Raw genomic sequence first — 20,582 nt, forward strand, 5'->3', positions numbered from 1 at the left:
CAACATGAAGACATATGCAGCGGTAATCGAGTACTTATTTGCTCGATTACCAATGTTTACCCGCGATGGCGCTTCCGCTATTAAAAAAGATGTGGGTAATACGTTAGCGTTTTGCGAAGTATTAGGAAATCCACAAAATCAGTTCAAAACCATTCATATCGCCGGTACCAACGGCAAAGGATCCTCCTCACATATGTTGGCTTCGATTTTGGCTAGTTCGGGCTATAAAACGGGTTTGTATACTTCGCCGCATCTCTTAGATTTCCGGGAGCGCATCCGTATTAATGGCACCATGATCAGTGAGGCTTCGGTCATTGATTTCGTGCTTACGCACAAGGACTTTATCGAGGAGCTGCAACCTTCATTTTTTGAGGTTACAGTGGCGATGGCTTTCGATCATTTTGCCAAAGAAGAGGTTGATATCGCTATTATCGAAGTCGGGCTGGGAGGACGCCTAGATAGCACCAATATTATTACGCCTGAAGTATGTTTAATTACCAATATCGGGATGGATCACATGAACTTGTTGGGTGATACCTTGGTTGAGATTGCAGGCGAAAAAGCAGGGATTATAAAGCCCCAGGTTCCAGTTGTCGTATCGGAAAAGGATCCAGCTATAGCCGACGTTTTTATTACTAAAGCGCAAGCAATGGAAGCTCCTTTATGCTTTGCGACAGATAGGCGGCAGGTGCTATCAACGAAACTTGTAGAGGCAGGAATGCAGGTTAACGTTCTACGTCTGGAGGACAGCCAACAACAGGACTGGTTGTTGGATCTATCGGGGAGTTATCAACAGAAAAATATTTTAGGCGTATTATCGGTTGTCGACGTGCTGCGGGAACAGGGATGGAAAATTAATGACACACAAATAGCGACAGGCTTGTCTCAGGTTAAAACATCTACGGGGCTCCAAGGACGGTGGCAGATCTTATCGCAGGACCCCTTGGTTATCTGCGATACGGGACACAATGAAGACGGGATCAAGGAAGTTGTCCGAAATATTGAAGCGACACCACATCAGCGTTTACATATTGTTATTGGAGCGATGCGAGATAAGGATCTGAGTCATATGCTACCCCAGCTGCCACAGGATGCGTTGTATTATTTTTGCAGCCCTGATATGCCACGGGCGATGCCTGCAAATGAGTTGGCAGAAAAGGCTGCAGGATATGGTTTAAAAGGTCTGGCGTATGCGGAAGTTCCCCAAGCGTTGGCTGCTGCGAAGGAGCAATATGAACCTCAAGACCTTGTTTTTGTTGGAGGAAGCAATTTCGTTGTGGCCGAAATATTAGCGTTGTATCGGGCTTAGCTCGGATTTTAACATCGCTCTCTGAAGTTCGCAAGAAACAGATTTTTTAAGTCCGAAGATTGCGTGATATTTGTATATGGAAAAATCGCAAGAGGTTATTAATTATACACGGATAGCTGCGGCCATTGATTTTGTACAAACGCACTATCAGGAGCAGCCATCTCTGGCAGATATTGCAGCACATGTACATGTTAGTCCAGACCATTTCCAGCGGATATTTCAAGAATGGGCAGGCACTAGCCCTAAAAAATTTTTACAGTATACCGGGTTGCAGTATGCCAAGCGTATGTTGGCGGAGCAGCAGCTCAGCCTGTTTAACACATCCTTAGCGTTAGGCCTATCGAGTACGAGCCGTTTACATGATCTCTTTATACAGATTGAGGGAATGACACCTGCTGAGTATAAAAATGGCGGGAAGAACCTGACAATCTATTATGCGACATATAGTAGCCTTTTTGGGGAAGTGCTTATTGCATCTACAGATAAAGGAATTTGTTATGTCGCATTTGATACCGAAGGGGATGGAGGGGTACATGATTTATTTGAGGCTTATCCACAAGCTAATCTGATTGCGGAACAACGCGACATGCATCAAGATGTGCTGACTTTTTTTAGACGCGATTGGAATGACTTACCCACAGTTCGGTTGCACCTACGGGGAACCGACTTCCAATTAAAGGTATGGGAAGCTTTGCTCAAGATTCCAGCAGGTAAGCTAACTACCTATAAAGAGATAGCATCCGAAATCGGACGAGAAAAGTCCTCTAGAGCCGTTGGGAATGCCATAGGAAGCAATCCGGTAGCCTTTTTAATACCTTGTCACCGCGTTATTCAAACCTCTGGATTATTAGGCGGGTATCGCTGGGGAATTACGCGCAAGACCGCACTTATAGGTTGGGAGGGAAGTACATTAAGCGATGAGTAATGAAATTATTTGAAGATCTTCCTGACTTGACAAAGAATTATCTACCATACGATGGTACCGTAAATTATTACGGTCCTGTTTTTAGACAAGAGATCTCCGATCTGTATTTTAAAACTTTGTTGGAAAACCTTGCCTGGAAGAATGATGAAGCAGTCATCTTCGGGAAGCATTTGTATACAAAACGTAAGGTTGCCTGGTATGGCGATGTTCCTTTTGAATATAGTTACTCCGGTATTTTGAAACGAGCTTTGTTGTGGGATAAGACACTCTTGGAAATTAAAGCGGTGGTGGAAAAGGAAACCGGAGAGCGTTACAATTCTTGTCTTTGTAATTTATATCATGATGGTTCCGAGGGCATGGCCTGGCATAGTGATGCCGAAAAAGATTTGAAGAAGCATGGCGCTATTGCTTCACTTACGCTTGGTGCAGAACGAAAATTCGGCTTTAAGCATAAACAGTCTAAGGAAACGGTTTATTTTAACTTAGCCCATGGTTCCTTACTCGTGATGAAGGATCAAACGCAAGATTACTGGTTGCATCGCCTTCCTCCAACGACAAAGCCGCATGGTCCTCGCATTAATTTGACGTTTCGTCAGATTGAAAATTATTAGTTTAGTGCCATTTTGCTCCTCATTTGTCAGTCTATCATCATCTTCAATCTAATCCCTTTCCATTGAATTTTGTTGTTGCTCTTTTATTGGTAAATTGTTGAAAACCAAACAAAGAATAGTATGAAACAATTGGAAAACAAAGTAGCCATAGTGACCGGAGGAGTTTCCGGTATTGGTCGCGCCATTGTTGAACTTTTCGTTCAAGAAGGAGCTAAGGTGGTTGTCGCTGATTTAAATGATACGTTGGGGCGCGAGTTGATGAATAATTTCGGTGAAGGCAATGTCGTGTTTGTGAAAGCGGATGCATCTTCTGCAGAAGATAATAAAAAAATAGTTGAAGCCGCGATCGAGAATTTTGGCGCTTTACATATCGCTGTTAATAATGCCGGTATTGGCGGAGCTTCCGCTACGGTAGGGGATTATCCAATCGAGTCCTGGAACAAAGTGATCGATATTAATTTGAATGGTGTCTTTTACGGGATGCACTACCAGATTCCAGAGATTGAAAAGGTTGGTGGTTCCATTGTTAATATGGCGTCCATCTTGGGGGCTGTTGGCTTTGCAAATTCGTCTGCCTATGTTGCAGCAAAGCATGGTGTCGTTGGACTTACTAAGAGTGCGGCTTGGGAATATGGTACCCGTGGTGTGCGTATCAATGCAATAGGTCCCGGATTTATTGCCACGCCACTTATCGATGGCGCACTAGATGAAAGTACACAGCAGTATTTAGCCTCTCAACATGCCATGCAGCGTTTAGGTCAACCGCATGAAGTAGCGGAACTGGCCTTATGGCTCGCATCGGATAAATCGAGTTTCTCGACAGGTGCTTATTACCCGGTAGATGGTGGGTATTTAGCGAAGTAACTAAATTTCTGAGGAAGTGTATTAGAATCGGTCGCTGGCGCGAGCTTGTAGCTCGTGTCGCATATTGTAAAAGCACGAATTGAAAACCTGCCTACCGCAGGCAGACTCGCGCTAGCGAAGAATGCTTTTTAACAAGCAGCCCTTCGACAGGCTGAAGGTGACAGCAATCATGTCACCCTGAGTCTGTCGAAGGGCTATTTTATTTTACACCTTCGATAACCCGCTCTAAGCTGGTCATACCTCTTTGCTTCTAAGATAGTCCCTATTCCTCCGGGTCATTTTCACCTGGAATATCTTTTGGGTTTTCCAAAGCATTCCGCACGATCCCCTTTCCATATTCATTGCTGTAGACCTTGATCAATACTCCGATAGAAGATAGGATCAGTGGACCGAAAATCAAGCCCAACATACCAAACATATTCAGCCCTAATAATACCCCAAAAACAGTGATCATTGGTGGTACATTCCCAATTGTTTTTAAGATGGTAAAGCGAAGTACGTTATCTACACCACCCACTAAGAAAAAGCAGTATAGTGTCAGTCCTATTGCATTATAGGTATTCCCTGTTGCCAATGTCATGATACAAACAGGAATGTAAATCGTCATCGTGCCCAGGATAGGGACAATCGAGGAAATACCTGTTAATAAACCGAGGAGCACATAGTTATCGATACCGAATATCCAGTAGCCAACCATCGCCACAACACCTTGTATAAAGCCAAGGATCGGAATACCGATGGCATTAGAACGAACCATTAGGTTTACCTCATCCCATATTTCGCGTTTACTTGTACGGCTGAAAGGAATAGCGCGATACAGTGTAGCCTCCATTCTTCGGGAATGAACCTGCATAAAGAACAACACAAAAAAAGTAACGATAATATTAACAACCACCTCCATGACGGAATTCAGAATATTAGGGACGTACTTCGTGAGGTTCTGCAGGAAGGAAAACAAAGCAGCATCTGACATATCGATATCCTTTAAAAATGGTTTGTCGGACATGTAGACCTTTAGGGTGTTAAACTTATCCATGATCTCATCTCTGTTTCCTAAAAATTCATTAATCTGCGGAACCATGTAATCGATCAGTGCCCATAACGGTAACACAATAAAGATAATGGACAAAAGAATAAAGAGTAAACTGGTCAAAGTTTTCCTCCAGCCTTTCTTTACCGTTAATGTATAGTACGATTTTCGAAATAGAATATATAAAGTTACCGCACCTAAAAAGCCTGGTAGATAATAAAATAGATTTTTAAAAACCAAAAAACAAATCAAGATAATGATGACAATCAACATGACCTGATTAATGGAGTTATTGTTTATTTGACGGTATTTCATAGCGATGTATTCTCTCGCAACAAAATAAAGAAAGATTGTGGATTCTCCATGAAATTGAATTAAAAATTATATTTTGTAGTTTAGTACTTTGTAAACCCTAACCGTATAGAAAAATGTTTAAAAAAATTGTAGGTTACAGCACCTTGATGTGCTTACTGGCAACAAGTGTAGTGTCATGTAACAATACACAGACGGACAAAAAAGAAAAAGAGGAGATTCATAATGCAGCGACACAAACCATTCCAGAAGAGTCGAAAGATCTTATTGGTCGTTGGGACTTGACTGTAAGTAAAGAAGGAAAAGAAGTACCTTCTTGGCTAGAAGTGAAACTGTCTGGTTTCAATACCTTAGTGGGGGCGTTTGTAGCTGATGCAGGAAGTAGCCGCCCGGTTTCACATATTAAGCTGAATGCGGGTAAGTTTTCTTTTGAAATTCCACCACAGTGGGAAGGGGGAGATGGCGTTTTTACGATTGAAGGTGAACTGGTAGGGGGTGAATTGAAAGGAACGATTACGAGTAATAAAGGTAATAAATTTACTTTTACAGGTGTTAAAGCACCTTACTTAACACGTACGGGTGAAGCCCAGTGGGGTGAGCCGATTGAGTTGTTTAATGGTAAAGATTTAACCGGATGGAAACCATCTTCGGAAGATAATAAGTGGAGTGTAAAAGATGGTATCCTAACGAATGAGAAAGCGGGAGCAAACTTGATCAGTGATCAGAAATTCGAAGATTTCAAACTGATTGCAGAGTTCCGTTATGGTACGGAAGGTAACTCGGGGATCTACTTAAGAGGGCGTTACGAAGTGCAAATTGAAGATTCACCAAAAGATAGACATCCGGGAGCTTTGTATTTCGGTGGTGTTTATGGATTCTTAGCACCTAATGAAATGGTTGCACTAGGACCAAATACATGGAATAAATACGAGATTACCCTTCGTGGTCGTTTGGTAACCATTGTCGCAAATGGTAAAACGATTATCAGTAACCAAGAGATTCCTGGTATTACAGGTGGTGCATTGGATAGCAAAGAAGGCGAACCAGGGCCAATCTACTTACAGGGAGACCATACAGGCATCGAGTTTAGGAAGATTACGATTATCCCAGCGAAGTAGTAAGCTAGTTCGAGCCTGCCTACCGCAGGCAGGCTTTCAGCTCAGACTTAAAACTTAATATTGAGTAGGGACACGAGCTAAAAGCTCGCGCCAGCTAGAAAGAGACGCTCATCCCAGAGAGATGTAAACGAAAAAGGTCGGTTTGCCTAGGCAAACCGACCTTTTTCGTTTACAATGTTTTTTCTTTACAATGTTGCAATAATTCAAAGATTAAATTAGCTCCTAGTTTAGCCGTACGCATATCGATATCGAAATGCGGATTCAGCTCGGCAATATCGATGCTGATGAGTTTTGGCGATTGCAAAATCCTGCGTAACACCAGCCAGAAGAAAGGATCTGGCACAATGCCACAAAAGGCGGCGGCGCTAACCCCTGGCGCGTAAGGTGCCGCAAAAACATCGAGATCAATGGTGAGATAAAGCTGATCCACTTGCGCCAGAAACGCATCTATTGATTCCAGTATACGGTCCTTATTTCCCAAATGAAAGTCTTCCGCTTCAATCCACGCGATACCTTGTTTGTGCATCTCATCGAATAAGGCTTTCGTATTACTGATTTTTTGAATCCCTATCGGTAAATAATGAAGCTTATTTCCGCGCTTTTTCTCGTCTTCCGCAATCTGATAAAATCCAGTTCCCGAGGTTGCGGCGGGTTTCGGCTGGCGACAATCGAAGTGTGCATCCAAATTGATGATTCCCAATTGCTTGTCGACTGCAGATCGGAGGCCTAGATAATGACCATAGGTAATCTCATGGCCACCGCCTAGAAGAATCGGAAAGCCACCGTGATGGCGTATTTGCTGTACAGCATCGCCTAAGGCCTCCTGTGCGGCCTCTAAGTTTTGATCGGTACATATAATATCTCCGGCATCGTATAGATGGGTATGTTTCGCATCGAAGATCGGTAGGTTTAACAAAGCTTTACGCAGTGCCGCTGGACCTTGTGCAGCACCTACACGACCCGAATTCCGCGCAACGCCTTCTTCACAGGCAAAGCCCAAGACGACAAAAGCACCGTCAAAACTTGTCGTCTGCTTTAGATCGACAAGCTGTATCTGCTGATGCCAACGACGATGCTGCGCTTCGGAACCATCGTTTCTTCCGCCCCATTCCCGGGGCGTCGGTGCTTGATAATATAGGGTGGTTGCTTGCTTAATCATAACTTTTCAGAAATAGCTTGTAGTACCACTGGATCTACTTCTTCCGCTAAAGTGACCTGTAGATTGCCACTACGTTTTAGTTCTACTTCGATCGCTTGACGGGCTTCCTTATTTCTTGCCCAAGCACGGCGTGCAATACCATTATTGACATCATAAAACAGCATGTTTTCCAATTTGCGGTCTACTGCTTCGCTACCGTCAAGCACCAATCCAAATCCACCGTTAATGACTTCGCCCCACCCAACACCGCCACCGTTATGTATCGAAACCCAGGTCGCACCACGGAAGCTATCGCCAATTACATTGTGGATGGCCATATCTGCGGTAAACTTACTTCCGTCATAGATATTGCTGGTCTCACGGTACGGTGAATCTGTGCCGCTCACATCGTGGTGATCCCGCCCCAGCACAATGGGTGCTGTAATTTCTCCCGATCGAATGGCGGCATTAAATGCTTTGGCAATCTGTATCCTTCCGATTGCATCGGCATAGAGAATACGTGCTTGCGAGCCAACGACTAATCTATTTGCTTCCGCTTGACGGATCCACTGGATATTATCCTGAAGTTGTTGTTTGATCTCCGGATAAGCAGTTTCCTGTAATTGTTCCAAAATGGTTTGCGCAATACGGTCTGACTTCTGGAGGTCAGTTGCATCGGCCGATGTACATACCCATCGGAATGGACCAAAACCGTAGTCAAAGCACATAGGGCCTAAGATATCTTGTACATAAGAAGGATAGCGGAAATTTATGCCATCGGCAGCCATAACATCTGCTCCAGCCCGGCTGCTTTCCAATAAGAAGGCATTGCCGTAGTCAAAGAAGTACGTTCCATGGGACACGTGCTTATTGATCGCTTCGACATGACGGATCAACGATTGCTGTACCGCTTCTTTAAATTGTTCAGGCTGCGCAGCCATCATCTCATTCGCGGCATCAAACGTTATCCCTGCCGGATAGTATCCACCCGCCCACGGGTTATGTAATGAGGTTTGATCGGAACCAACCGTAACGTGTATGCCGGCAGCATAGAGGCCTTCCCAGAGATCTACTATATTTCCAATATAAGCGATGGAAACCACTTCGTTTCGTGCCATAGCCTCCTTTAACCGGATGGTCAGTGCATCAAGATCCTCAAATAGTTCGTCTACCCAACCTTGGCTATGACGTTTATGTGCCGCATCGGGATTTACTTCCGCACAGACGGTGATACATCCGGCGATATTCCCCGCCTTAGGCTGCGCGCCGCTCATGCCACCCAGGCCTGATGTGACAAACACTTTTCCTTCGATACTTTCGGTTGCCGGTAATTGTTTACGGAAAGCATTCATCACGGTAATGGTTGTTCCATGAACGATACCTTGCGGGCCAATATACATATAAGACCCCGCTGTCATCTGGCCGTACTGGGTTACACCTAATGCATTAAAACGCTCCCAATCGTCAGGTTTCGAGTAGTTGGGAATCATCATGCCGTTTGTCACGACGACACGAGGTGCATCCTTGGAGGATGGGAATAAGCCCATCGGATGCCCACTATATACGTGTAGTGTTTGTTCATCCGTCATCGTGGACAAATAACGCATGGTCAAAAGATATTGTGCCCAGTTTTGGAACACGGCACCATTACCGCCGTACGTAATCAGCTCATGCGGATGCTGCGCAACGGCAGGGTCCAGATTGTTTTGAATCATCAACATAATGGCTGCCGCCTGTTGACTTTTGGCCGGATAGGCTGTTATCGGACGAGCGTGCATGGTATATGTCGGTCGGAAACGATACATATAGATGCGTCCATACCGCTGTAACTCTTCGAGAAATTCAGTCGCAAGCTCCTGGTGCCATGCTGCAGGAAAATAGCGTAATGCGTTTTGTATCGCCAGCTTTTTCTCTGTAGGTGTTAATATATCTTTTCGCTTTGGGGCATGGCTTATTGTATTGTCGTATGTCGCTTTAGGTGGCAATACGGTGGGAATACCTTGTGAAATTAATTCTTGGAATGTCATGCTCGTTCTCCTTTTGTAAAGATGTTCGTTCCATTTTTCCATACCTGTTCGGGTTGCAAGCTTCCCTGTAGGTAGGTAATGTTCTGATAATTATCTGTTTTGTATGTGATAAAGTCGGCTTGTTCACCTACCGCTAACCGACCGCTATCCCTGAGGTTCAGAGCGTGCGCTGCGCGAAAGGTGATCGCGGCAAACAATTCGGCATTGCTTAATTTTTGAGCGGTCGCTAAAATCGATGCCTGTGCCATCAACTGTCCCATCGGTGCTGACCCGGGGTTCCAGTCTGTCGCAATAGCAAGTGAAGCACCTTGATCCAGCAACTGTCGCGCAGGGGTGAACGCACAACCGAGACCAACGGACGCGCCCGGAAGTGCAACAGCAATGGTATCGGATTGTGCCAACAGTGCCACTTCCTGCTCCGTTGAAGCTTCTAAGTGATCGGCACTCCGTGCGCCAAAAGCAACAGCTACGGCACTTCCAGATGTGGTAAACTGATCGGCATGAACGGTAATATCAAATCCATACGCACGGGCTTTTTCAAAATATGGCGTAATTTCCTCGGCCGAGAAAGCACTTTGTTCAATAAAGGCATCGATACGTGTGGTTAATCCTTCTTCTTTTAATAGCGGGAAGAGATTATCTGCAACCATACTAAGGTATGCGCTATTATCACCCTCAAAATCACGAGGCTTCATATGGGCTGCAAGGCAGGTTGGTATAAGCGTTACAGAAAGTTCTTTCTGCGCTTCTTTAATAGCACGAAGCATCTTTAGTTCTTCTAGAATCGATAAGCCATAACCACTTTTTACTTCAATTGTGGTGACCCCTTGCGCCATCAAGAAATTGGCACGTTCAATAATTCCTTTTACCAATTCTGCTTCGCTGGCCTCACGAGTATGCTGTACCGTACTCCAAATACCGCCACCAGCCTGTGCAATTTCGAGATAAGTTGCTCCTGCATTGCGTAAAGCAAAATCATTTGCTCTATTGCCAGCGAAAGCGATATGCGTATGGCAATCAACATATGAAGGTACGGCTACCTGATCCCCTTCTGGTACGATGAGCACGGTATCTGCTGTTGCCGCTGCTTTAAGGTCTGAATAGGTTCCTATTTCGACAATTTTTCCGTCTTCGATTCGAATACCCGATTCAGGAATAACATGGAGCTGCTGATCCGATATAGCCCCTTTCAGCGGAATATCCGCCAGAGAAAGTACTTGTTTGAAAGGGCCGATTAGTTTTTTCTGCATACCTAAAAAGCATTAAAATGTTCAACATGTGTGCCATAAAAAGCGATTTTTTCTTGCTCGGCAACGGTGTTAGCTGTTTCGATTAGTTTTCCGGAACGGATAAGCTCCTGTGCCGCCAATAGAATATCTTCCATCGGTTGGTCGGCATGGATATGTGGAATATTCTTTCTTATTTCGGTATGAATAGCTTCCAGAATCGGAGTGGAGCGTAACGGTTTATGGAAGTCAAAAGCCTGTGCAGCACAAATCAATTCAATGCTTAAAATATTATTTACGTTATTTAGCACTTGCAGCAGTTTACGTCCGCCAATTGATCCCATACTTACGTGATCCTCTTGTCCCAGAGACGTCGGTATACTGTCTGCACTCGCCGGGAAGCACAATCCTTTATTTTCACTGGCAAGCGCTGCGGTAGTATACTGAAGGATCATAAAACCAGAGTTAAGGCCCGTTTCTGCTAATAAGAGTTTGGGTACATTTGGGGTGTCGCCTTCCAACGATAAGTAGACCCTTCTGTCAGACACATTCCCAACTTCGGATACCGCTAATGTTGCGTAATCAATCGGGAGAGCAATCGGCTGTCCGTGGAAACTTCCGCCACTAATGGTCAATTCTTCATTGATGATAATCGGGTTGTCCGTTACCGCATTAATTTCAATTTCAATCGTCTCCCTCAGGTGTAGCCAAGCATTGCGCGAGGCACCATGAATTTGAGGGATACACCGTAATGAATACGGATCTTGAACACGCGAACAATTTTTGTGCGATAGCAGAATTTCCGAGCCTTCCAGTAAATTATATATCGTGCTTGCGACAAACTGGTTTCCTTTGTATGGACGTAGGTTATGCAGTTCCGCAAAGAAAGGTTTGATCGACGCATTTAATCCTTCAAGCATCAGTGCCGCTACAAGATCTGCATTGCTCAATAGCTTTTGCATCTCTACGACAGCAGTTACGGCATGTGCTGCCATAAACTGTGTTCCATTGATTAAGGCAAGACCTTCTTTTGCACCCAATGCCACAGGTTGCATGTCAAGTTGCTCAAAAAGTACTTTTGTATGGACAATCTCCCCTTTATACCATACCTTTCCTAAACCAATTAATGGAAGAAAAAGGTGAGATAGGGGAGCCAAATCGCCGGAAGCACCAACGGAACCTTGTTTCGGTACTACGGGTATAATATCCTGTTCGATATGCCATAAAAGGCGTTCCACGGTGGTCAATTGTACACCTGAAAAGCCTTTAGCCAAAGCATGGACCTTTAACACTAACATTAGTTTTGAAAGGGACTGATCAATGGGTTCACCCACGCCAACCGCATGACTCATTAATATATTTTCTTGCAGCTTACGCGTATCTTCGGCACTGATCAACGACGTACATAAAGGACCGAAGCCCGTGTTTATGCCGTAAACGATTTTTCCTGATGCTACAATCTGTTGTACATAGGATGCGCTTTTATTAATCGCTGCTTTTGGAGCGTCCGATAATTCCGCATCGCGCTGGCCTTGTACTATTTGGAAAGCGGTCGAACAGGTAAGGTGGTCGACACCGTATTGAAATGGGTTCATATATTGTTTGATTCTTGTAATTCAAATTTAACACCTATATTTAATAATTATAAATATCAATTTTATCAATCATTGATACTTATGGGTTATCAATTAGAGTTAAGACATTTTAACTATTTTCAAGTGTTAGCCGAGGAGTTGCACTTTCGAAGGGCTGCCGAACGGCTGTTTATTTCACAGCCAGGATTAACACGTCAGATTAAACAAATGGAAGAGATCTACGGAGTTTCTCTATTTGAAAGAGGTACACGTTTTGTTCGGTTGACAGCGGCAGGCGTTTATCTTAAAAAAGAGGTAGACACGCTTTTCCATAATTTGGAGCGTGTAGAGCAAGAATTAAAAGCTATAGCAGATCACGATGCTTTATCGTTACGGTTGGGCTTTATCGGTTCTGCAGTACAGTCTATTTTGGCGCAGTTGCTGATTACTTTAAAACACGAACACCCGCGGGTGGAAGTTGATTTGCAGGAGCTGTCCAATGAAGCGCAGGTTACCAAACTATTAAAAGAAGAATTGGATTTTGGTTTTGTTCGAATAGATGCGATTCCAAAAGGATTAACGGGAATCCCGGTTTTAACGGAACATTTTTCGCTGGTCGTTCCTTATGCTTACCCCACACAGCAGGATAATTTTACGAAACTTCTAGCGCTTCAAGAAGAGCCTTTTATTCTATTTTCTAAAGATTATAGTCACTCTTACTTTGATCTGGTGATGAGTATTTTTAAAGATGCCGGTTTCCAACCACATGTAGCATTGCGTACCGTAAATGCACTGACTATCTTTAATATGGTGGAACAGGGGCTTGGGGTGGCTATTGTGCCGGCTTCGCTCAAAAAAGGATATACTACACAGGTGAAATTTATAGATTTAGATCAGATTCCGCAACGTACGACATTGTCCTTGCTCTGGAATCCAAAAGTAAAACAACGGGGTATCAATGTATTTTTGGATATTGTACAAAAAGAAATCCATGCATAAGGTCTACAGACCGATATGTACGACCACAATATCCTCATTGTGGTAGGAAGGGTGGTAGCTTGCAATAGCGCCACTCTGTTTGTAATAGGCCAACTCTTCGTAAACTGCTTTTTTTAAGATGCCTTTTCCTTTACCATGAATAAAACGTATCTCTGGGTAATCCCAATAGATCGCTGCATCGAGTGATGCCCGAAGTAGGTCTATGGATTCCGAAAGTAATTCGCGTGCTTCATACACATCCATATCGTGGATAAAGTCTTCTGCATGTAAGTCAACCTCTTTCGCCGGTCGGGGTAGTTCTCTTGCCATTTTTCAAAAATAATACTTATGTTTAGCATTGTAAACATATCATCTAAATGAAAACCATTCTTTCCTCCTTCGTTTTCACGGCGCTTATTGGATCAGCAGCTGTCGCTCAGCAAGATACCAGTATGTTAGACCGTATCTATAAAACGTCGTTTTATGACGGACAGGCCTATGACAACTTACGTTATTTAACAAAAGAAATAGGTCATCGGATCGCTGGATCTAAAAGAGCGGAGGAAGCGGTGCTATGGTCGAAAAAGTTGATGGAGGAAATGGCCTTTAATACGGTATATCTACAAGACGTACAGGTACCATATTGGGATCGCGGGATGAAGGAGGAAGCGTATGTATTACCGAGTAGGGAACCGTTACAAGTTTTGGCACTTGGTGGATCGGTAGGCACGGGTAATTCGGGTCTCTCCGCTGAGGTGTTGGAGGTCGAGCTGTTGAGCGATTTGAAGAAGCATGGTGATGCGGTTCGGGGTAAGATTGTGTTTGTAAACAAGCCTTGGGATGAGTCTATCGTAGAAACTGGAGCGGCCTATGGCTTAAATAGTTCACAGCGCAGCCGAGGGCCAGCGGAAGTAGCTAAATTAGGTGGAGTGGCATATCTGTTTCGTTCGTTATCCTCTTCTCGAATCGATGATTATCCACATACCGGTGGAACACGTTATGTAGAAGGAATTGATAGTATACCTGCACTTGCTATATCGGCAGTTGGTGCTATACGTTTATCAGAAATTTTAAAAGAGAATCCTAAGTCGAAGGTTTTTATACGCAATACCTCACAATGGAACGGGGTGGCAAATAGTCACAACGTGATTGCTGAGTGGCGTGGTACAGAGAAGCCCGACGAGATTATTACCATCGGTGGGCATATCGATTCGTGGGATATAGGTGAGGGAGCACATGATAATGGTACGGGAACGATGGGTACATTGGACGCCATTCGTACGTTGATGAAACTCGGTTATAAACCGAAGCATACCATTCGTCTTGTTTTTTACATGAATGAGGAAAACGGGGTTAATGGTTCGATGAAATACGGAGAGACGGCGAAGGCGAAAAATGAACGTATTGTTGCAGCGATAGAAAGCGATGCGGGTGGTTTTGCACCACGTGGTTTTGATATTAAGGCGTCTGCCGAGCAAGTGCAATGGATTCAGAAAGAATGGAAGCCGTTATTTGAGGAAAAGTTTTGGGTATCGCGCTTTCTGCAGGGAAGTCCGGGTGTTGATTCAGGCGTGTGGGGCCGTCATTTTCCGAATACGATTATGTTTAATTTTAGACCAGATCCACATCGCTACTTTGATTTACACCATACAGCAAAAGATGTTTTTGAGGCGGTGGACAAACGTGAGCTTCAATCCGGTGTCGCAGCTATTGCTTCACTGCTTTATTTGGTTGACCAGCAACTAGATCTATTACAATAGCGGACGGAACGGGGATTGTCGGATATTATCCAGCTTTACCATAAATAGGGTGGCCATCTTACGTCCTCTTGATTTTGCTTCTTCAGCGATAGGGCCAGCAAACAGATTGTCTACGGTGGCATAGAATAGTTCCAACCAGTGATCAAAATGTTCTTGTTGAATGGGGAGCTGTGCATGAGGCGGAAAAGGACGGCCTTGATAGGTGTATTCATCCAGTAGAATCGTCTGCCAAAAGGTATACATTTTGGCGAGATGTTCCGACCATCGATCTTGAATGACGCCATTGAATATAGGCCCCAATAGTTCGTCTTTCTGTATTGTATCGTAAAATGTATCTACCAGAAGTTTAATATCGTCTAATTGTTGAATATCTTTTTTCATGCTATTCGTCCCAAATGTACTTACATTATTTTTGCCTACTTTGGTAAAGTTAAGGATAGTACTGCTGATTTTTGACATATCGAGGTAATAATGGCTGACATGTATCATGTGGTACCTTTTATGAGGTAGTTGAGTTAGCAAAAAGAGATTCTGAAGAGGGCTTTAATAATTGCCGCAGGGCGAACCCTGCGACAACGTATTGAGAAGAGATAATATTTTTATTTAGATTGATTAAAAATAATATTCAAATATAGGATGTTTGTAGGGTTTGTCAATATCAAAATTGGAAAAAGGGTATTCAAAATCGGAAATTTGTGTATTGTGTCAAGCCAACGCCTTGCATTGTCTTCTGTTCGTCTTCGCTGATATAAGCAAATACTTTAGATTGCCCTGCCTTTTTTTCTGCAGCGCTAGGCAGAGGCTCTTTTAGAAAAAACTTTAGTTATTATTCCCAAGCAATTGGTGAAGCTCCTTACCTGGTCTTCTAGGGTATTTTTGCCGTAGGGTGATGGCGCACGGGGAAATTGACCGAGTTGGCGATGAAGCATAGTTCATTCGCTTTTTTATGTAGCTCGTTTGCCTTATCGATCATGTTAGTCTCTTTAACCGTTACAATAGGATTTAAGGTTACTTCTGTGAACTGTCCACCTCCGTTTGCTGTTTCTGCCATTATTCCTGTTGCATTGTCCATATAATCGACGACAATGATACCCGCTTCGGCACAAAGGTGTAGATACCATAGCATATGGCAGGATGATAAGGAGGCAACTAAAAGGTCTTCAGGATTGTACTTGCTTTTGTCCCCTCGAAAAGCAGGGTCGGATGAACCTGAAATAGTAGGCTTGCCATCGACTCGTACTTCGTAGCTTCTTTCGTATTTTCGATAGTCGTCTGTTCCTGTGCCTTTGTTACCCGTCCACTGGATTGTCGCTATATAATTATGTTGCATTTTTGTCTTGTTGATAATCAATATTAAGGATGTAAGGCCTCATTAATCCACTTGCTGAGTGTTTCATTTCCCATGTAAGCTCCCAAGGATTGCTGGGCTAGTTCGCCTTTTTTGTTGAAGATTAAGTAACTAGGAAGGAACTCAATGGCGAATCGTTTATTGATGATTTTACTTTGATTATAATACAAATAATAATGTTCTCCACCTAGGTAATTTATTTGTTTATTCCAGGAACCTTTATCAGAGCTTTCGTTTGTTAAATAGACAAAAACTACATCTTCATTTTCAAATTTTTCTTTTATTTTTTTTATTTCAGAAAATGCGGCTAAACAGGGACCACACCAAGTAGCCCAAAAATCCATTACAATAACCTTTCCTTTGTATTGGTTGATAATGTTATCGAAAACAATATCTTGTTCCTTTTTAAAAGGTAAATAATACTTCGCCGATTTACTTTTATTAGTTGAAATAAGTTCGTTGTAATACAAAATGTAGTTAGAAATATTAGAATTGCTAAAAAAACTAAGAATATCCAATTTTTGCTGTTCAGATAGTGGTACTTCAATATTTATATTATCCATGTAAGCACCTGCTATCATGATTTCATAAAACATGTTCTTTTTGCCCTTCATCTCGAGACCAAATATTTTTTCTAACTGAGCTTTGTATTCTACTGGGGTACTGTTTAAAATATTGGGTAACCTTAATAAGGAATCTTGACGTACGGCTTTTAAGAGGTTAGATTGCGGTGCGATATATTTATCTAAATCTCCATAATTTGTTATATTAATATTCTCGTAAAAAGAAAGGTCTCTTTGAAGAGGGGTTTTAATAGTTAAAGAGTCTTTTTTCTGTTCCTTATAAGCCCTACTATTGTAATCATTGTACAGAAAAAACAACTTACTTACCCCTTCCATCTCATATCTAAAATAATTCTGCATAAACTCAGAATGATTTTTATTGGAGACATTTGATAACATTCGCTCATTTTCTTTCAAAATTGAATCTCTATAATCATTTGCGCTGAGGTAGGTAACTGGTTTTTTCCTGGAAAAATAGTTTCCTGAAAACAACGCCTCTCGAATCATTTCTCCATTTTCTATTGAATGATTAAAGAGGTCTTTAAATGATCCTGTATAGTGCGTGGAATATTCTGACGAATCCACGTAATTAATATTTAATACGTCTAGTTTGTCCGGCAGTAACAAGCCTTTACAATATTGTCTATTATAGAAGAAATAATATAGGGTAGGTCCGTAAGTGTAAAATGATACGAAGAGCGTGGAATCATTGAGGTGATGGAAATCAATTGGTTTTTCTGATACGAAAAAATTTGACAGGTTGATTTGCGTAATGGGCTTCTCTTTTGGGTAGTCTCCTGAGAACTTTATAATCAAGGATGCGTAACCACTTTTATCATAACTGGCTTCTTGCGAATAAGAAGCATTTGATATGAAAGAGATACAAAAGAATGAAACTATTATTCTCCACATATAATATTAGGTTAATTTAGTAGCGTCTGAGGATTTTTTAGTATTTTCTAATGATAACTCAGTTAAGATATTAAATTATATTCACTAAAAGAGTAGTTTAACGTGATAATATGAGTTTTTTCAATTTATCAGTCGGAATTTATGCAAAGATAATAGCGGGTACCATGTGGCAATCAAAATTAATCCATCCATTATTTTGCTGTATCATAACCTCGGAATATACGAAGTGAATTATCAGAATTTTAGCTCTCTATTCTTCAGACGACCGTATCCTTTAATTTCAATATAATCTTCATAGATATCCATAACACCGAAAGCATTTTCTTTTGTTTCGACCATTCCTTCTAGTGTAATCAGGGGAACACCTTCAAAGACTGCGAAGTTACCTTCATGGTGATGACCCGAAATCACGGCTTTCACATTTGGGTATTGTTGTATGATACTTAGGATTTCTCTGTTGTTTAGTGTCTCCAATCCGTTTTCTGGCAATAGGGGATGGTGTGTAAATATTATTACCTTCTGTCCTGTCTGCTGGGCTTCGTTTAGTTGGTTTTTTAACCATTGTATTTGTACTGCACCAATACCGCCATTCCAAGGCGCTGCATTTTTTCTACCGGCTGATTTAAGACTATCACGTAGGTTTTCCCAAGCTGTAAATTCTGAAGAGCCTTCCTCCGCGGCATAGTTTGACAGCTCATTCGTGTTTAGTAAAATGAATTTCCAATTATTTTTATCCACGGTATAGTAGGGGGCGGGCATATTAAATGCCTGGTATAAATTTCTTTTGTCGGTCACCTCTACAAAGTCGTGATTACCTAATAGGTTATAAGAAGCTGAATCTAGTTTTGCTAAGTTCGTAAGTATAGGCTTGAGGTCTTTTGTTCCTTGGTCAACAAGGTCGCCTACCACCATGGTTAAATTAACATTTTGTTTATTCAGGGTTGCTACTGCTTCATTCGCTTTTTCTAGCGAGTTTCGATACAAACGAAGACCATGATCATCTTTGTTCGCATACTGCGGATCGGCAATCAATCCAACACGCAAGCATAATTTACTGTTTGGTTGCGCTGATGCGGTTATACAACCCAGCGTCAGTAAGAGTCCACAGATAACTTGCTTGATACGATTGTTGTTTATCATCCTTGATTTAGGGTTAAATGGTTTGAAATTGTCACAATGAATAAAAATACATAATTGACTGGAAATTATCGATTTGTTTAACGCTAGTCTTTTACCTATTTTGCATTAGGGCGGTTTATTTTCCTTAGGCATAGTAAGGTATTACTTGTTTAACGAGTTATTTATTACTGATTTCAGACCGATTTCATAGGTGTTGTGTATTCCTATGCCCTAATTCTAAAATAGATTTCGCTTATCTTGCACCATCCTCTTCGCCGCTTCGGAGGCAATGATGAGCCCTCCGGCCAACATAATAATATCTTTCAGCACTAATCTTCCCGCTCCCGACAAATAAGGGAAACCATAGGTTGGTGTTGGGAAATCTCCACCTAAATTAGGGACATAAACTTCGGGAGTTGTGAGTAGAAAGGAGAGTGTAATCAAGGACATTCCTGTCGTTAAAAGACCGCCCCAGAAACCGATTTTTGGAAACCAAATGCCTAAGAGAACGAGGATTCCAATCGTTATGATAACGAGGCCTAAGGCGTAGGAGAAAACATATGTATTGTTTTGTGTGTGCCACTCTATATTTTTTTGAACGGTCTTCCCCTCTGGATTTTTGTAGAGGGTGTATTCCGCGACTTCCTTTCCTTGTTCATTTATCACCGTGTTCCCCGTATTCTGATAGAAGAAACTCATAAATGGACTATTAATAACAAAGGGAACAATTCCGTCTGCTTCGTAGGTGAAAGCCTTTAATCCGCCGATCCATGCCATAACTACGAATATAGCAATGCGCATGATGTTGATGTAGCTATTCTGAAATGTAATGAACAATGTAAGAAATTTTTCCATTTTTAACGTCCTTTTAAGTTATTCAAAAGTACGATCATAGCACTACTGTAAACATGGATAAATGTGGATATTACATAGACTTATTAGCGACGATGGATATACCGACTTTGTCACGAAATGTTTTAGGAGAAACGCCAACTTCTTTTTTAAAGAAACGACTGAAATAGAACTCATCCTCAAAACCAAGTGTGACGGAAACCTCTTTTACGCTTTTATACGTTAAATGTAGCAGCTTTTTTGCCTCAAGTATTAACCGCTCCTGAATAAGTTTGGAAGGTGTTTTTCCGTATTGTTTTTTTACCTTTTTACTAAAGGCATTTACGGATAAACCATATTGATCAGCGTAATGGGATACGGATTTTGACGCGGAGTAATCCGTGTCTAACAGAGTTTTGAAATTTAAGCCATTGGACTTGGGACCAGGTGTTTCAAGGTGTTTGTTTTCAATCTGTTTTTCTTTGCTACACAAGGCTAGTATGAGCTGAAGGTATGACCGTAGGATAGACTGGTCATAGTTGGTCACTGTGTTTTCTATCTCTCTTATCTTATTGAAAAGTGTGGAAATCTCCGTATGAAAAATAGCATCTATAGTGATGTATGGTTTTTCGTATATATTGTTAAATAATATACCGTTGCAGGCGACTTCGGCTTTATGATACTCAATGCAATAAAAATCTCCATGGAATTGCAGAAAGTTCATTTTTTTTATGTTGGTAGATTCCCAGTTTAAGAGCTGGTAAGGGGAAAGGAAGAGTATGTTTTTTCCTTGAATTGTATAGGTGTTGAAGTCTAATGAGAAAGTAGCGTTTCCATCGATAAGGACAATAAAATAATAGGGCTCATGGAGTCTTGGAAGAATCGCTGTGTTCTTGAAATCTGATATTTTGATGATCGTGTCCAAAGGATTTTTTGG

General features: G+C 42.1%; 19 protein-coding genes. 7 read left to right on the top strand and 12 right to left on the bottom strand.

Annotation, left to right across the window (positions count from 1 at the left end; genetic code table 11):
- Window positions 1-4 precede the first annotated feature (4 nt).
- From B9Y69_RS14845 to B9Y69_RS14860, 4 genes are all read left to right on the top strand, one after another.
- Complete coding sequence (locus tag B9Y69_RS14845; RefSeq protein ID WP_085473769.1) at window positions 5-1,309, top strand: bifunctional folylpolyglutamate synthase/dihydrofolate synthase; 1,305 nt, start codon at window positions 5-7, stop codon at window positions 1,307-1,309.
- 76 nt (window positions 1,310-1,385) lie between these two features.
- A complete protein-coding gene (locus B9Y69_RS14850; protein ID WP_085473770.1) occupies window positions 1,386-2,234 on the top strand; it encodes a bifunctional transcriptional activator/DNA repair enzyme AdaA in 849 nt (282 codons plus the stop codon).
- Entirely contained in the window at window positions 2,234-2,845 is a 612-nt protein-coding gene (locus tag B9Y69_RS14855) for an alpha-ketoglutarate-dependent dioxygenase AlkB family protein (RefSeq protein ID WP_085473771.1), read from the top strand. Before B9Y69_RS14850 ends, B9Y69_RS14855 begins: the two co-directional genes overlap by 1 nt.
- A 120-nt stretch (window positions 2,846-2,965) precedes the next feature.
- Window positions 2,966-3,709: an SDR family NAD(P)-dependent oxidoreductase gene (locus B9Y69_RS14860; RefSeq protein ID WP_085473772.1), complete on the top strand. Its 744-nt coding sequence runs from the start codon at window positions 2,966-2,968 to the stop codon at window positions 3,707-3,709.
- A gap of 262 nt (window positions 3,710-3,971) precedes the next feature.
- On the opposite strand, the gene B9Y69_RS14865 is transcribed toward B9Y69_RS14860, so the two are convergent.
- Window positions 3,972-5,054, bottom strand: a complete 1,083-nt coding sequence (locus B9Y69_RS14865; protein WP_085473773.1) for an AI-2E family transporter — start codon at window positions 5,052-5,054, stop codon at window positions 3,972-3,974.
- A gap of 113 nt (window positions 5,055-5,167) precedes the next feature.
- Here B9Y69_RS14865 and B9Y69_RS14870 point away from each other — a divergent pair, with 113 nt between their 5' ends.
- Window positions 5,168-6,169, top strand: coding sequence for a 3-keto-disaccharide hydrolase (locus tag B9Y69_RS14870; RefSeq protein ID WP_085473774.1), 1,002 nt, complete (start codon window positions 5,168-5,170; stop codon window positions 6,167-6,169).
- 169 nt (window positions 6,170-6,338) lie between these two features.
- Here the strand turns inward: B9Y69_RS14870 and hutG are convergent, their stop codons facing one another.
- The 4 genes from hutG to hutH are packed head-to-tail and all read right to left on the bottom strand — an operon-like array spanning window position 6,339 to window position 12,155.
- On the bottom strand, window positions 6,339-7,328 hold the full coding sequence (hutG, locus tag B9Y69_RS14875; protein WP_085473775.1) for a formimidoylglutamase: 990 nt from the start codon (window positions 7,326-7,328) through the stop codon (window positions 6,339-6,341).
- Entirely contained in the window at window positions 7,325-9,334 is a 2,010-nt protein-coding gene (locus B9Y69_RS14880) for a urocanate hydratase (protein WP_085473776.1), read from the bottom strand. Before B9Y69_RS14880 ends, hutG begins: the two co-directional genes overlap by 4 nt.
- A complete protein-coding gene (gene hutI, locus B9Y69_RS14885) occupies window positions 9,331-10,584 on the bottom strand; it encodes an imidazolonepropionase (RefSeq protein ID WP_085473777.1) in 1,254 nt (417 codons plus the stop codon). Before hutI ends, B9Y69_RS14880 begins: the two co-directional genes overlap by 4 nt.
- A gap of 2 nt (window positions 10,585-10,586) precedes the next feature.
- On the bottom strand, window positions 10,587-12,155 hold the full coding sequence (gene hutH, locus B9Y69_RS14890) for a histidine ammonia-lyase (RefSeq protein WP_085473778.1): 1,569 nt from the start codon (window positions 12,153-12,155) through the stop codon (window positions 10,587-10,589).
- Window positions 12,156-12,236: 81 nt separating this feature from the next.
- Here hutH and B9Y69_RS14895 point away from each other — a divergent pair, with 81 nt between their 5' ends.
- Window positions 12,237-13,133 (top strand): LysR family transcriptional regulator, encoded by an 897-nt coding sequence (locus B9Y69_RS14895; RefSeq protein ID WP_085473779.1) that lies wholly within the window; start codon window positions 12,237-12,239, stop codon window positions 13,131-13,133.
- Window positions 13,134-13,136: 3 nt separating this feature from the next.
- On the opposite strand, the gene B9Y69_RS14900 is transcribed toward B9Y69_RS14895, so the two are convergent.
- Window positions 13,137-13,442, bottom strand: coding sequence for a Smr/MutS family protein (locus B9Y69_RS14900; RefSeq protein ID WP_085473780.1), 306 nt, complete (start codon window positions 13,440-13,442; stop codon window positions 13,137-13,139).
- 47 nt (window positions 13,443-13,489) lie between these two features.
- Here B9Y69_RS14900 and B9Y69_RS14905 point away from each other — a divergent pair, with 47 nt between their 5' ends.
- The gene (locus B9Y69_RS14905; protein ID WP_085473781.1) at window positions 13,490-14,872 is read left to right on the top strand and encodes a M20/M25/M40 family metallo-hydrolase; all 1,383 of its coding nucleotides are present in this window, start codon (window positions 13,490-13,492) and stop codon (window positions 14,870-14,872) included.
- On the opposite strand, the gene B9Y69_RS14910 is transcribed toward B9Y69_RS14905, so the two are convergent.
- The 6 genes from B9Y69_RS14910 to B9Y69_RS14935 all read right to left on the bottom strand — a co-directional run bounded on the left by B9Y69_RS14910 (window position 14,864) and on the right by B9Y69_RS14935 (window position 20,570).
- Window positions 14,864-15,361 carry a group III truncated hemoglobin gene (locus tag B9Y69_RS14910; RefSeq protein ID WP_234991263.1) on the bottom strand — a complete coding sequence of 166 codons (498 nt, stop codon included), beginning with the start codon at window positions 15,359-15,361 and terminating at the stop codon, window positions 14,864-14,866. The genes B9Y69_RS14905 and B9Y69_RS14910 overlap by 9 nt on opposite strands.
- A 376-nt stretch (window positions 15,362-15,737) precedes the next feature.
- Window positions 15,738-16,202, bottom strand: a complete 465-nt coding sequence (locus tag B9Y69_RS14915) for an OsmC family protein (RefSeq protein WP_085473782.1) — start codon at window positions 16,200-16,202, stop codon at window positions 15,738-15,740.
- Window positions 16,203-16,225: 23 nt separating this feature from the next.
- Window positions 16,226-17,695, bottom strand: a complete 1,470-nt coding sequence (locus B9Y69_RS14920) for a TlpA family protein disulfide reductase (RefSeq protein WP_085473783.1) — start codon at window positions 17,693-17,695, stop codon at window positions 16,226-16,228.
- Window positions 17,696-17,929: 234 nt separating this feature from the next.
- Window positions 17,930-18,835, bottom strand: a complete 906-nt coding sequence (locus B9Y69_RS14925; RefSeq protein ID WP_085473784.1) for a metallophosphoesterase — start codon at window positions 18,833-18,835, stop codon at window positions 17,930-17,932.
- Between the two features lie 216 nt (window positions 18,836-19,051).
- Entirely contained in the window at window positions 19,052-19,669 is a 618-nt protein-coding gene (locus tag B9Y69_RS14930; RefSeq protein WP_085473785.1) for a DUF417 family protein, read from the bottom strand.
- Window positions 19,670-19,739: 70 nt separating this feature from the next.
- Window positions 19,740-20,570, bottom strand: coding sequence for a helix-turn-helix domain-containing protein (locus B9Y69_RS14935; protein WP_085473786.1), 831 nt, complete (start codon window positions 20,568-20,570; stop codon window positions 19,740-19,742).
- Between the last annotated feature and the right edge of the window lie 12 nt (window positions 20,571-20,582).

Origin of the sequence: Sphingobacterium psychroaquaticum (assembly GCF_900177625.1) — a bacterium.
Taxonomy (GTDB): domain Bacteria; phylum Bacteroidota; class Bacteroidia; order Sphingobacteriales; family Sphingobacteriaceae; genus Sphingobacterium; species Sphingobacterium psychroaquaticum.

Bases quoted from the DNA above. Each gene is read 5' to 3' on its own strand.
- B9Y69_RS14905 (WP_085473781.1), top strand. From the start codon at position 13,490: ATGAAAACCATTCTTTCCTCCTTCGTTTTCACGGCGCTTATTGGATCA.
- B9Y69_RS14880 (WP_085473776.1), bottom strand. From the start codon at position 9,334: ATGACATTCCAAGAATTAATTTCACAAGGTATTCCCACCGTATTGCCA.
- B9Y69_RS14850 (WP_085473770.1), top strand. From the start codon at position 1,386: ATGGAAAAATCGCAAGAGGTTATTAATTATACACGGATAGCTGCGGCC.
- B9Y69_RS14925 (WP_085473784.1), bottom strand. From the start codon at position 18,835: ATGATAAACAACAATCGTATCAAGCAAGTTATCTGTGGACTCTTACTG.
- B9Y69_RS14865 (WP_085473773.1), bottom strand. From the start codon at position 5,054: ATGAAATACCGTCAAATAAACAATAACTCCATTAATCAGGTCATGTTG.
- B9Y69_RS14915 (WP_085473782.1), bottom strand. From the start codon at position 16,202: ATGCAACATAATTATATAGCGACAATCCAGTGGACGGGTAACAAAGGC.
- B9Y69_RS14900 (WP_085473780.1), bottom strand. From the start codon at position 13,442: ATGGCAAGAGAACTACCCCGACCGGCGAAAGAGGTTGACTTACATGCA.
- B9Y69_RS14855 (WP_085473771.1), top strand. From the start codon at position 2,234: ATGAAATTATTTGAAGATCTTCCTGACTTGACAAAGAATTATCTACCA.
- B9Y69_RS14920 (WP_085473783.1), bottom strand. From the start codon at position 17,695: ATGTGGAGAATAATAGTTTCATTCTTTTGTATCTCTTTCATATCAAAT.
- B9Y69_RS14910 (WP_234991263.1), bottom strand. From the start codon at position 15,361: ATGATACATGTCAGCCATTATTACCTCGATATGTCAAAAATCAGCAGT.
- B9Y69_RS14860 (WP_085473772.1), top strand. From the start codon at position 2,966: ATGAAACAATTGGAAAACAAAGTAGCCATAGTGACCGGAGGAGTTTCC.
- B9Y69_RS14845 (WP_085473769.1), top strand. From the start codon at position 5: ATGAAGACATATGCAGCGGTAATCGAGTACTTATTTGCTCGATTACCA.
- hutH (WP_085473778.1), bottom strand. From the start codon at position 12,155: ATGAACCCATTTCAATACGGTGTCGACCACCTTACCTGTTCGACCGCT.
- B9Y69_RS14895 (WP_085473779.1), top strand. From the start codon at position 12,237: ATGGGTTATCAATTAGAGTTAAGACATTTTAACTATTTTCAAGTGTTA.
- B9Y69_RS14870 (WP_085473774.1), top strand. From the start codon at position 5,168: ATGTTTAAAAAAATTGTAGGTTACAGCACCTTGATGTGCTTACTGGCA.
- hutI (WP_085473777.1), bottom strand. From the start codon at position 10,584: ATGCAGAAAAAACTAATCGGCCCTTTCAAACAAGTACTTTCTCTGGCG.
- hutG (WP_085473775.1), bottom strand. From the start codon at position 7,328: ATGATTAAGCAAGCAACCACCCTATATTATCAAGCACCGACGCCCCGG.
- B9Y69_RS14930 (WP_085473785.1), bottom strand. From the start codon at position 19,669: ATGGAAAAATTTCTTACATTGTTCATTACATTTCAGAATAGCTACATC.